The sequence below is a fragment of the Halpernia sp. GG3 genome (assembly GCF_052976925.2).
In genome coordinates, this window is record NZ_JBRIIR020000010.1 from 15051 (window position 1) to 27801 (window position 12751).

General features: G+C 30.7%; 14 protein-coding genes. 13 read left to right on the forward strand and 1 reads right to left on the reverse strand.

Annotated features, from left to right (window positions below):
* Positions 1–9 precede the first annotated feature (9 nt).
* From ACVBED_RS04485 to ACVBED_RS04535, 11 genes are all read left to right on the forward strand, one after another.
* Positions 10–1131 (forward strand): flavin reductase family protein, encoded by a 1122-nt coding sequence (locus ACVBED_RS04485; RefSeq protein ID WP_447118865.1) that lies wholly within the window; start codon positions 10–12, stop codon positions 1129–1131.
* Between the two features lie 59 nt (positions 1132–1190).
* Positions 1191–1748 (forward strand): SanA/YdcF family protein, encoded by a 558-nt coding sequence (locus ACVBED_RS04490; RefSeq protein WP_447118867.1) that lies wholly within the window; start codon positions 1191–1193, stop codon positions 1746–1748.
* A gap of 86 nt (positions 1749–1834) precedes the next feature.
* On the forward strand, positions 1835–2452 hold the full coding sequence (gene udk / locus ACVBED_RS04495; protein WP_473094564.1) for a uridine kinase: 618 nt from the start codon (positions 1835–1837) through the stop codon (positions 2450–2452).
* On the forward strand, positions 2452–2811 hold the full coding sequence (locus tag ACVBED_RS04500; protein ID WP_447118869.1) for an FtsB family cell division protein: 360 nt from the start codon (positions 2452–2454) through the stop codon (positions 2809–2811). The genes udk and ACVBED_RS04500 overlap by 1 nt, the downstream gene beginning before the upstream one ends.
* Positions 2812–2854: 43 nt before the next feature.
* Complete coding sequence (locus ACVBED_RS04505) at positions 2855–4024, forward strand: methylmalonyl-CoA mutase family protein (protein ID WP_473094565.1); 1170 nt, start codon at positions 2855–2857, stop codon at positions 4022–4024.
* An 11-nt stretch (positions 4025–4035) separates the two neighbouring features.
* Positions 4036–5187 (forward strand): class I SAM-dependent methyltransferase, encoded by a 1152-nt coding sequence (locus tag ACVBED_RS04510; protein ID WP_447118873.1) that lies wholly within the window; start codon positions 4036–4038, stop codon positions 5185–5187.
* Between the two features lie 64 nt (positions 5188–5251).
* Positions 5252–5506: a hypothetical protein gene (locus ACVBED_RS04515; protein ID WP_447118875.1), complete on the forward strand. Its 255-nt coding sequence runs from the start codon at positions 5252–5254 to the stop codon at positions 5504–5506.
* A gap of 90 nt (positions 5507–5596) precedes the next feature.
* Positions 5597–6979, forward strand: coding sequence for a dipeptidase (locus ACVBED_RS04520; protein ID WP_447118877.1), 1383 nt, complete (start codon positions 5597–5599; stop codon positions 6977–6979).
* Positions 6980–7056: 77 nt separating this feature from the next.
* Complete coding sequence (locus ACVBED_RS04525; protein WP_447118879.1) at positions 7057–7764, forward strand: SDR family oxidoreductase; 708 nt, start codon at positions 7057–7059, stop codon at positions 7762–7764.
* 89 nt (positions 7765–7853) lie between these two features.
* Positions 7854–8600 (forward strand): electron transfer flavoprotein subunit beta/FixA family protein, encoded by a 747-nt coding sequence (locus ACVBED_RS04530; RefSeq protein WP_447118881.1) that lies wholly within the window; start codon positions 7854–7856, stop codon positions 8598–8600.
* A gap of 28 nt (positions 8601–8628) precedes the next feature.
* Positions 8629–9579 carry an electron transfer flavoprotein subunit alpha/FixB family protein gene (locus tag ACVBED_RS04535; RefSeq protein ID WP_447118883.1) on the forward strand — a complete coding sequence of 317 codons (951 nt, stop codon included), beginning with the start codon at positions 8629–8631 and terminating at the stop codon, positions 9577–9579.
* Between the two features lie 90 nt (positions 9580–9669).
* On the opposite strand, the gene ACVBED_RS04540 is transcribed toward ACVBED_RS04535, so the two are convergent.
* Positions 9670–10227 carry a hypothetical protein gene (locus tag ACVBED_RS04540; RefSeq protein ID WP_447118885.1) on the reverse strand — a complete coding sequence of 186 codons (558 nt, stop codon included), beginning with the start codon at positions 10225–10227 and terminating at the stop codon, positions 9670–9672.
* Positions 10228–10368: 141 nt separating this feature from the next.
* Between ACVBED_RS04540 and ACVBED_RS04545 the strand changes: the two genes are divergently transcribed.
* Complete coding sequence (locus tag ACVBED_RS04545; RefSeq protein WP_447118887.1) at positions 10369–10716, forward strand: phage holin family protein; 348 nt, start codon at positions 10369–10371, stop codon at positions 10714–10716.
* Positions 10717–10870: 154 nt separating this feature from the next.
* Positions 10871–12733 (forward strand): M1 family metallopeptidase, encoded by a 1863-nt coding sequence (locus tag ACVBED_RS04550; protein WP_447118889.1) that lies wholly within the window; start codon positions 10871–10873, stop codon positions 12731–12733.
* The last annotated feature ends 18 nt before the right edge of the window (positions 12734–12751 follow it).

Here is a 12751-nt window from a genome sequence, read left to right on the forward strand (position 1 = left end):
GTGATTAGTATGAATATAAATTTACCAGAGGCCAAAAAACCTCTATTTCATTCGTTAAAAATAACGAAAAAGGAACAACTTACCAAAACAATATTTACGTTAGAGTTTGAAATTCCGATTACACTTAAGGAAAATTTCAGATTTGAAGCGGGACAATATTTAAGTTTTAGAAGTCATTATCTAGGTGAAGAAACTCTGAAAGATTATTCTATAACCACTGCTCCGTTTGAAAATAAAATTGAGTTAGGTATAAAATTGGGCGATAAGGAAAGTTTCACGAATCATTTATTTGAAAATTACAATAAGGGGGATTTTTTGGAATTAAGTGAACCTGCTGGAAGATTCACTTTAAATTCTAAACCCAATGAGCACCGAACTATTTTAGGTTTTGCAGCTGGAATCGGAATTACGCCTATTTTAAGTCATTTAAAAAATACTCTTCACGAAGAGCCTCGAACACGGTTTTTTCTGTTTTTCGGAAACGCTTATTCCGTCGAAATTCCATTTAAACAAGAATTAGATGCTTTGCTGAATCAATATAAAGACCGGTTAGAAATTTATTATTTTTTTTCAAAAGAACCTACAAATCACTTATTTCAAGGACATTTAAATGATAAAAAATTGCATCTTATAATCAACCAAATATTGAATCTAGACGATACAGATGAAGAATCTACGATTTGGGATGCTGTTGATGAAATTTTAATTTGCGGCCCAGGTGAAATGATAAAATCTTTGGCTAATGAATCTTTTAAACGCGGAATTCCTAAGAAAAATATTCATTTTGAATTATTTGATACTTTTAATGAAGACATTTATCCCACAGAAAAAGAGTTTCCTTTAATCGAAAATATTGAAGTAGAATTTCAATTGTATGGCGAAAAGTTTACAACTACGCTTCAAAACAATAAATATAAACTTCTGCAACAACTTTTAGATCAAGGTTTTAAAGTTCCGTATTCTTGTAAATCAGGAATTTGTGGAATTTGCGAATGTACCTTAGAAAATGGCGAAATTGAATTACTGGAAAATGAATACTTAACAGAAAAAGAAGAAGTTAGCGGAAAAATTTTGGCCTGTCAAACGGTTATTTTGAGTAAAAAAATAAAGGTTAATTTTGACTCAGTTTGAGAAAAATAATTAACATATTTAAAATTTTTATAAACCTTTTGCAGATTGGTTTGATACTAATGTTTTTAGCTAATATTTGGGTTTTCTCACTTACAAATGGTAGAACATACACTAAGATTTCTCAAATTCCATCCAGAGAAGTGGCTTTAGTTTTGGGAACTTCGCCAAGAACTATGTCGGGAAATGCAAATCCTTATTTTACTAGAAGAATGGATGCAACGGCGACTTTATACCACCATGACAAAATAAAAAAAATAATTGTGAGCGGTGAGAAAAGTGAACATTACGATGAACCAGCGGCGATGAAACATTTTTTAATTTATCAGGAAGGCGTTCCAGAAAATATAATTATTGAAGATCCAACTGGTTTTAACACGCATAAAAGTATTTTAAACTGCAAGAATGTCTACCAGCAAAGTAGTGTGATCATCGTTTCACAAGGTTATCACAATCTTCGAGCGTTATTTTTTGCAAGAAATCAACATATGAATGCATTAGGATTTGATGCGCAAGATGTTCTTTCTAACCGTAGTTTTTATCGAAACCAATCCAGAGAATTTCTAGCAAGAGTTCAGGCTGTAGTTTATTTTATTCTTGGAATATCGCCAAAGGGCTAAATGTTTTCAAGTTCTCAATTTTATTTAAAAAGTGACATTAGCATCTAAAATTCACAATTATAATTATCTTTGTAAAAAATAGTTTTATGCTCGTTATTGGTATTGCAGGGGGAACTGGTTCTGGGAAAACCACAGTTGTTAATAAAATTCTTCAGCAATTGAATACGGAAGGTGTTAATGTGCTTTCTCAGGATAATTATTACCATGATAATCAGAATCTTACTCTTTCTGAGCGAGAAATGCTTAATTATGATCATCCAAAATCAATTGATTTTGAACTAATGTTAAACCATGTTAGGGCGCTTAAAAGCAATACAGCAATCGAACAGCCTATTTATTCTTTTGTAACGCATTCTCGATCAGGTGATTACGTCATAGTTGAGCCTAAAAATGTTTTAATTGTGGAAGGAATTTTAGTGTTGACAAATCCGGAGTTGTTGAAAGAATATAATTTAAAAGTTTTTGTTCATGCAGATTCGGACGAACGTTTAATTCGTAGAATCCGTCGTGACACACAAGAAAGAGGGAGAGATCTGCAGGAAGTTTTGCACCGTTATCAAACCACTTTAAAACCAATGCATCAGGAATTTATTGAGCCATCTAAAAATGAAGCAGATTTAATAGTTCCGAATATGAAAAGAAATTCTGTTGCCATTGATTTTCTGACAACTGTGATCAATAATTCACTTAAAAAAACACATTGATGAAAAATCTCATTAAAGACATCAAAAAGCCAAATGAAGTTTTCAGATTTTTAAAAAAATATGTGCTAAATAAATACGTTATCACAATTTTTTTATTTTTAATTTGGATGGTATTTTTTGACAGTACTTCTTTTTTGGTTATCAATGAAATAGATGGAAATATAACTAAAAATGAGCAACAATTAGCACATTATAAAAGCGAATATGAAAAAAATAATTCATTTTATATGAAATTAATGAACAACAAATCTGAGAAAGTAAAATTTGCACGTGAAAATTACTTTATGAAAAAACCGAATGAAGAAATCTTCATCATAGTGGTTGACAGCTCAAATATTACAAAAAAAACAAATCCTTAACATAATTTTCTTATCTAATTTTAATAGTCTAAAATTTAATTAAATGTTTCCAAGTAAAAGCCAGTCAGATTGGGAAAATCTCGTCAAAATGCAATTAAAGTCCGAGGATATTTATACTATTTTGAATGTTGAAAATTTAGAAAATTTAACTGTTAAAGCCTATAATTCAGAAGTTTTAAAACCTTTAAAAAATCTTCCAAAAATTGCCGAAAGCACGCATTTAGTTTCAAAATATGATGAATCTTTAGAAGAAGATGTTTTTGCATTTTTACTTACTGAAAATGTTGATGATCTGGTAGATAAAACATTTTTTATTGCGGATAAAGATTTAGCAGAATATATAAAAGTGGAAGAGGAAGATGATTATTATTCTTTAATTGATATTTTTGACGATAAAAAAAATTCAGGGATTTTAAATTCTCAACTGGGAAAAGAATTACTTGCTAAGAATTTTAAAAGAAACATTTGCATTGACGTCAGTTTTCACCAAAATTGTGGCGCTTCAATTATTCAGCAGTTAGCAATCGCATTAGCAAAAACTAAAGACTTAATAGAAATTTTTGGTAAAGATGTTTTAGATAAATTAATTTTTAAATTAGCGGTTGGTAGTAATTATTTTTTTGAAATTTCAAAAATACGGACTTTTAAATTGGTGTTTAACCAACTCTCAAAAGAATACGGAAAAGATGAAATTCCTTATATTTTCGCTGAAACTTCATTGAGGAATAAATCTAAAAATGATCCAGAAAACAACTTAATTCGTTCAACTTTAGAATTGTCTGCGGCGATGATTGGCGGCGTAGATGCCGTTTTTAGTAACAATTATTTAGTAGAAAATCCAACTGAACTTTCCACAGAAATTTCTTTCAAACAACAGATTGTTTTGGCTTATGAAAGTATAATTAATGTCTTTGATGATTCAGCAAATGGCAGTTATTTTGTAGAGGATTTGACTCAGCAAATTGCAGAAAAATCTTGGCAGTTATTTTTAAAATTTGAAGAAATGGGTGGATATTCTGAAATAATGAAATCAGGCGAACTTCAAAAATTAATTTATAATCACGCAGTTTCAGAACAGAAATGGGTTGAAGAGGGAAAAATTAAATTAATCGGCGTTAATCTTTATCCGAAATTAAATCAGACGAAAGAAATTTCAGATTTATATAATGAAACTGTTTTAAAACCGATTCGTTGGGCTGAAATGTTTGAATAAAATTGCTTATTGTGAATTTATTTGTTTTAAATCCGGAAATCCAAAATTTTATCAATGCAAATCTCAAATCTGATTTGCATTCTTTATTATTAAAAAAATCATCTTTTCCCGAAGTTTCAATGTTGGACATTGTAGAACAAATAAAAGGCAAAAATGTGGCGGTAAAGAAATTTCCCTTTTTGCTGAAACATGGAATTATTTTTCCACCCCATCTAAATTTAGAGCAAAGTTCTTCTCAGGCTACTTCCAAATATAAATCACAACTTTTTAGAGGCGAAAAATTTTTAGATTTAACTGCCGGTTTTGGTATTGACGCCTATTTTTTTTCAGAGAATTTTAAAGAAATTACTTTAGTTGAAAAAGACACAACACTTTTAAATAACGTTGAATATAACTGGAAAATTTTAGATAAAAAAGCAGTCTTTGAAAATGAAAATTTAGAAGATTTTTTAGATAAAAACAACAATAAATTTGATTTAATTTACCTTGATCCAGCTAGACGAGATTCAGAAAAAAAGAAGGTTTTTCTATTAGAGGATTTGTCACCCAATATTCTGGAAATCCAAGTAAAACTATTAAAAATATCAAATCAAATTTTAATTAAATTATCGCCTTTAATTGATTCGTCTTATTTAATTTCTGTCCTAAAAAACTTGCAAACCATTTATATCATTGCAGTTAAAAATGAAGTAAAAGAGATTGTAGTTCTATTAAATTCAAATAAAATAGAAAAAAAAGTAAACTGTATTTGTACTAATTTAGAAAGTGAGGAACTAGATTTTGAATTTTATTTTGATGAAGAAAAATCCATAAATTGTGAGTTTTCGGAACCATTAAAATATCTTTATATTCCAAATAATTCTATTTTAAAATCTGGTGGTTTTAGTAGTATTTCGCAAAAATTTAATTTAAAAAAATTACATCCGAATTCGCATTTTTATACCTCTGACGAACTAAAGTTAAATTTTCCTGGACGTACTTTAAAAATTGAAAAAATTGATTCTAAAAAAATAAAAAAAGGTGATTTTTATAATATTATTTGTAAAAATTATCCGTTGAAACCTGTAGAAATAAAGAAGAAATATAAGATAAAAGATGGCGGTGATAACTATCTTATTTTCACGCAAACTTTATCTTCTAAAATAATCCTTCGCTCATCTTAAAAATAAAATTTAAAAGTTTTGTTAAAATCTTAATATTTCCTATTTTTGCACTTTAAATAAATAAATGAAAAAATATATTTTAATACTAATTTTTGCTTTCGCAGTTACTTCTTGTCACAAATATCAACCTGACGGAAATCCAGATAATCTAAAATTAACAGATAGTATAGTGCATTATACTGATAAAGATGCGCCAAAATCGACTTATGTGAAGAAGGATGAAAGTAGTAAAGTAGGAAAGCCAAATTTAATAGAGCCAGATCTAATGGTGAAAAAAGCAGCAGCTGAAGTTGCTGTGAAAGCACCAGCTGCTAAATAAATCGAATTTTACTCAAATAAATTAAGGAAATGTCTTGCTTTTGCAGGCCATTTTTTTTATTTTTACCCTCATTAATTTTAAATTATTAAAATGGAAAATACATCAAAATACATTGAAGAAAATAAATCTCGTTTCGTAGATGAACTTATTTCACTTTTAAAGATTGCTTCTATTAGTGCAGATCCAGCCTATAAAAGCGAAGTCTTAAAGTGTGCTGATGAAGTGGCTAAATTTTTAAAAAGTGCAGGTGCAGATAAAGTTGAAGTGTGCCAAACGAAAGGAAATCCGATTGTTTATGGCGAAAAATTTTTAGATAAAAATCTTCCAACTATTTTAGTTTATGGTCATTATGATGTGCAGCCCGCAGATCCAATAGAATTATGGACTTCGCCACCTTTTGAACCAGTTATTAAAAAAACAGAATTACATCCTGAAGGTGCTATTTTTGCGCGCGGTTCTGCCGATGATAAAGGACAGTTTTTTATGCACGTAAAAGCATTTGAAGTAATGATGCAAACTAATTCTTTACCGTGCAATGTTAAATTTATTATTGAAGGAGAGGAGGAAATAGGATCTATAAATTTAGGTGTTTTCGTTAATGAAAATAAAGAAAAATTAGCGTGTGATGTGATTTTAATTTCTGACACGCACATTTATTCTAATGAGCAACCAACTGTCACGACTGGTTTACGCGGATTAAGTTATGTGGAAGTTGAAGTGGAGGGACCCAACAGAGATTTGCATTCCGGACTTTACGGCGGTGCAGTTCCGAACCCGATCCATGTTTTATCTAGAATGATTGCGAAATTAGTTGATGAAAATGGAAGAATTACCGTCGATGGATTTTATGACAATGTAGAAGAAGTTTCTTTGGAAGAAAGAGGAAAGATGAATGAATTGAAAGATGATCCAGAACATTTTAAAAAATCAATCGGTTTAAATGGAGTAGAAGGCGAACTTGGTTTTACTACTTTAGAACGGACATCAATTCGACCGACTTTAGATGCGAATGGAATTTGGGGTGGTTACATTGGAGAAGGTGCAAAAACGGTAATTCCGTCCAAAGCTTATGCGAAAATATCGATGCGATTAGTGCCTTACCAGACACCAGAAGAAATTACTGAGAAATTCACCACTTATTTTAAGAAAATTACACCAGATAATGTGAAAATAAAAATTACGCCACACCACGGTGGAATGCCTTACGTTTTACCAAGCGATACAAAAGAATTTTTAGCGGCAAAAAAAGCAATGGAAGAAGCGTTTAGCAAAGAAGTTTTACCTTATAGAAGTGGCGGAAGTATACCAATTACCTCCATGTTTGAGAAAGTTTTAAATGCAAAATCTGTTTTAATGGGATTTGGTTTGGATTCAGACGCGATTCACTCGCCAAATGAGCATTATGGTTTATTTAATTTTTACAAGGGGATACAGAGTATTCCGCTATTCTTTAAATATTACACGCAAGGTTAAAGTTTTCCTAAAACTTAATTTAGCGCTTCCTTGTGAAGCGTTTTTTCTTATATTTAATGAAATTAAAAATTAAAAAAATGTCAGATAAAAAAACAGCTTACGTAACTGGCGGAAGCAAAGGAATAGGTTTAGGTGTCGCAAAAATATTACTAGAAAACGGCTATAATGTTGCTATTAGTGGAAGGAAAGAAAAAGATTTAGATGAAGCATTGTCTAAACTTTCAGAATACAAAAACCAGGTGATAAGTATTGTTTCGAATGTAAGAAACTTCGAAGATGAGCAGAACGCTATTGAAAAAATTAAAAATAAATTCGGCTCAGTGGATGTTGTTATTGCGAATGCCGGTTTGGGTCATTTTGCGCCAGTTGATGAAATGAGTTTAGATAATTGGAATGACATGATTGACACCAATCTTACCGGCGCTTTTCATACTTTAAAAGCAAGTGTGGAAGAATTGAAAAAATCCGAGGGTTATTATATTACTATTTCAAGTTTAGCGGGAACCAATTTCTTTGAAAAAGGCGCTGGTTATAATGCTTCAAAGTTCGGCGTAGTTGGTTTTACGCAAGCTGCCATGATCGATTTAAGAAAATATAATATTAAAGTTTCTACGATTATGCCGGGTTCAGTTGCAACAAATTTTAACGATCATAACGTGACAGAAAAAGATGCCTGGAAAATTCAACCAGAAGATATTGGACATTTGGTTTTGGATCTATTAAAAATGAATCCAAGAACTCTACCAAGTAAAATAGAAGTTAGACCATCAAAACCAAATAGTTGATACTATGCAAAAAACATATTTACCTTAAATATGTTATGCATGCATAGTAAATTAATAGTAACTTAGCAAAAATTAAAATTTATTAATAGATGAAAATATTAGTTTGTATAAGCAGTGTTCCAGACACGACGTCCAAGATTAATTTCACAGCAGACAAATCTGCATTTGATAAAACAGGAATTCAATGGGTAATTAATCCGTTGGATGAATTCGCTTTAAGTAAAGCGGTGAAATTACAAGAATCTCAAGGCGCAACCGTTACCGTTGTAAATGTTGGTGACGCCACAACAGAACCAGTTATCAGAAAGGCTTTAGCAATTGGCGCAAATGATGCTATTCGTGTAAATAAAGAAGCTAAAGATAGTTTTTCAGTAGCAAAGGAAATTGCGGCTGTGGCACAAAATGGAGCGTACGATTTAATTATTTGCGGGAAAGAATCTTTAGATTATAATGGTGGTGCGGTTCCCGCGATGGTGGCGCAACTTTTAAATCAACCTTTTATCAACGCATGCGTTGGTTTAGATGTAAATGCCGAAGAAATTAGCGCTATTCGTGAGATTGAAGGCGGAAAAGAAACAGTATCTGTTAAATTACCACTTGTAATCGCAGGACAGAAAGGTCTAGTGGAAGAAAAAGATTTAATTATTCCAAATATGCGCGGCATTATGTCGGCAAGAACTAAAGTATTAAATGTGGTTGAAGCAACTAATTCTGAATCAAAAGTAGATTCTGTTTCTTTTGACAGCGTTCCACCTAGAGCTGCTGTGAAATTGGTAAGTGCAGATAATTTAGATGAATTGGTGAGACTTCTTCACGAAGAAGCGAAAGTAATTTAATTCATTATTTAATTTAAAAATCTAAAAAATGGCAATATTTGTATACGCAGAAAATATAAACGGAATCTATAAGAAAGCCGCTTTTGAGGCCATAGCTTATGCTAAATCAATCGCTGAAAAAAAAGGCGATTCAGTTACCGCAATTACCGTAAATCCGACAGATTCGTCAGATCTACTTTATAAATATGGCGCTGAAAAAGTGCTTAATATTAAAGACGAAGGTTTAAAAAACTTTAGTGCAAAAGCATTTGCGGAAGCAGTAAATCAAATTTTCGATGGTAAAATTATTGTTTTTCCACATACCACAGATGCGTCTTCAGTTGCACCAATGTTGGCGATCTTAAAGAATTATTCTTTGATAACCAATGTTATTGAATCACCTGAAAATTTATCTCCCTTTCAGGTTAAAAGAAAAGCATTTTCTGGCAAAGGTTTCATGCACGCAAAATCTGAAAGTGAAGGCGTAATTGTCACCGTTTCTCAGAACTCTTTCGGTGCAAAAGAAAATGCAGTTTCAGGTTCAGAAGAAGTGAAAAATTTAACCATTTCAAATGACGATACCAAAGTAATTTCTCATGAACAATCTTCTGGACAATTAGATCTTAAAGAAGCAGAAATAGTAGTTTCTGCCGGACGAGGTCTAAAAGGCGCAGAAAATTGGGGAATGGTTGAAGATTTAGCCACTGTTTTGGGAGCGGCAACAGCCTGTTCAAAACCAGTTTCAGATATTGGTTGGAGACCTCACTCAGAACACGTTGGGCAAACTGGGAAAGCGATTTCGCCCAATTTATATGTTGCAGTTGGTATTTCCGGCGCAATCCAGCATTTGGCTGGTGTCAATTCTTCCAAAACCATTGTGGTGATCAATAGCGATCCCGAAGCACCTTTCTTCAAGTCTGCTGATTATGGCGTTGTAGGAGATGCTTTTCAAATTATTCCGGCATTAACGGAAAAAATTAAAGCCTTAAAAGGACATTGATTTTTCAATAAATAATATAAAAACCTGAAATTAATTTTTCAGGTTTTTTTGTCATTATTTTAAAATGTAATTTAAAGGTTTAAAGTAACGTTATTTGAATGTCTCGAAAAAATTTAAAATTTCTAAATATGGATTTAATTTTTTAAAATTTTTATCATTAAAATCATTAGATGATGAATCGGTCACAAGACTGAAAAATTCATTATCTTTTTTAATTAAATACATATAGTCATTACAATCAAAGCACACCCCACAATATTTAGACATTCCTTGTGTTTTGAAATCGTTAAATAAGTTTTCAATATCCGAATTATCAAACTCTATCTCTTTCTGAGAAATAATTTTATCATTATGAATTTCTATAAAAATCCATTTATTTTCAGAATTTCTATATATTCTACGAAATGAAATATTATTGTCGCCTGATTTAGATCTGTAAAAAATAATGTCGTATTTATTATTTGAGTTTTTGTAATAATCTGCTACATTTTCCTTTAAAATATTGCGTTTTGAATCTAATATTACATCTATATCATTTATATATAATTTACAATCATTATCATTTTTTGTCTGGCTGCTAAAGTTAACAAATGAGAGAAATAGAAATATTATTATTAAATATCTATATCTATTTTTTAAAATTATCATATTGATTTTTTTAATTTTATTTTATAGTTCTTAAAAATAATGTATTTTTAAATACATTTATAATTTATCTTTATTTTTTCACTTTCTTTTTTCAAAAACTCATATATTTTTTTTAAATTTAAATTAAATTAAAAATAACTCATGAGATTTATTATTCGTCTTTTAATAACTGCCGCAGTTGCTTTCGTTTTGTCAAAATATTTTTTATCAGGAATTCATATTGCAACTTTCTATACTGCAATAATTTTTGCAATCGTTTTGGCTTTACTTAATATTTTCATAAAACCTATTCTTTCAATTTTAGGTTTGCCATTAACAATAATAACTTTGGGACTTTTTTCATTTGTAATCAATGCATTAATCATTCTTTTGGCCAGTCATTTCGTAACTGGAATGAAAGTAGACGGATTTTGGTGGGCACTAATTTTTAGTATTTTTTTATCTGTTGTGACTTCACTTTTAAGCAGCGCCACCAAGTCAAAAAATTAATTTTTTTAAAAACGATTCTTAGGCTTATAATTGTGCTTTTTTTAATTATAATAAGATTTGTAATAATTTATAACTTTAAATTTTTAAATTTGAAAGTCGTTTAATTAAACTTAAGAACTCAATCTAAATTCTCAACTCTAATTTCTAAATAATTATGAAAAATTTTCTTTTTGCTGCGGTAATTTTATTCTCTTTTCAGGCGTTTTCTCAAAAATTATACACGCCGAGAAATATTAAAAATGCCATGGAAAAAGGAACGAGAACAGAAAATGGAAGCCCAGGCAAAAATTATTGGCAAAATAAAGGGAATTACGACATGCAATTAAGTCTGAACCCAGAAACAAAAGTTATTTCTGGCGCAGAAACCATTGAGTATTTTAATAATTCACCAGACAGCTTAAAAACTGCGGTCATTAGATTTGTAAATAACGTTCACAAACCAACTTCAGCGCGAGCCAGTAATGCTTCAAAAGATTTTTTAGATAATGGATTGACCATAAAATCTTTTAAAGTAAATGGTGAAATTTACGATGTGAAAAGTGAAGATTGGGGAACCGTTGGGAATGTTAAGTTGAAAAATGCGATGCTTCCAAAATCTAAAAATATTTTTGAAATCGTTTGGGAATATCCATTATCAAAGGAAAGTGGACGAGAGGGACAAATTAATGAAACCACATTTTTTGCGGCGTATTCTTACCCAAGAATTTCTGTTTATGATGATTATAATGGTTGGGACAGAATTCCACACATGGGAAGAAATGAATTTTATAATGATTTTAATAATTATAATGTTGCAATTTCGGTTCCAAAAAATTACATAGTTTACGCAACTGGCGTAATGCAAAATCCACAAGAAGTTTTACAGACAAATGCGTTAAATGATTTTAAAAAATCTTTGGTAAGCACCGATATTATTCACATTGCAAAAGATGGTGAAGTTGCATCGGGAAAAATTACACTTCAAAATGACCAGAATACTTTTAAATTTAAAGCTGATAACATCACAGATTTTTGTTGGGCAGCAAGTTCAACTTACGTTTGGGATGCATCAAGTGTGCAATTAGATTCAAAAAAAGTAAGCGTTCAGGCGGCTTATCAAAGTGGTGCAAAAGATTTTGAACATTATACAGCATGGGAACAATATAATATTGCCTGGTTTTCTAAAAATTGGCCTGGCGTAGAATATCCATTTCCTACAATGACGGCTTTTCAGGGTTTTGCAGATATGGAATTTCCAATGATGGTGAATGATTCTACAATTCCTAATGATTTAAATGATTCCAGATTAACAGTTGATCACGAAATTGCACATACTTATTTCCCTTTTTACATGGGAATTAACGAAAAACGTTATGCTTACATGGATGAAGGTTGGGCCACAACTTTTGAATATCTAATAGGCATTAGCGAACACGGGAAAGAATATGCTGATAAATTTTATAAAGATTTCCGTGTAAAACGCTGGATTTTTGATCCTTCTTCGGATGAAGATCAACCAATTATTTCAGAAAGCACACAAGTTTCCGGCGCTGGTTACGGTAATAATTCTTATGTAAAAGCGAGTTTATCTTATTTGGCGTTGAAAGATTATTTAGGTGATGATTTATTTAAAAAAGCCTTGCATCATTACATGTCAAACTGGAATGGAAAGCATCCGATTCCTTGGGATTATTTCTATTCAATGGAAACTGGAAGCGGTAAAGATCTGACTTGGTTTTGGAAAAATTGGTTCTACAGCAATAATTACATTGATTTAAAATTAAGTTCTGCAAAAATAAACGGTAAAAATTTAAGTTTAAATATTGAAAATTTAGGTGGTTTTGCAATTCCTTTTGATGTCATTACAGAATTTTCTGACGGTACAAAATCAACAAAACATTTCACTCCAGAAGTTTGGAAAGCGGATGAGAAAGATTTTAAGACAAATATTTTAACAGCAAAAAAGGTAAAATCTGTAACTATAGATAATGGAATTTATATGGATTATAAACCGAAAGACAATACTTTAAATCTCTAAAAACATTATATAATTTTA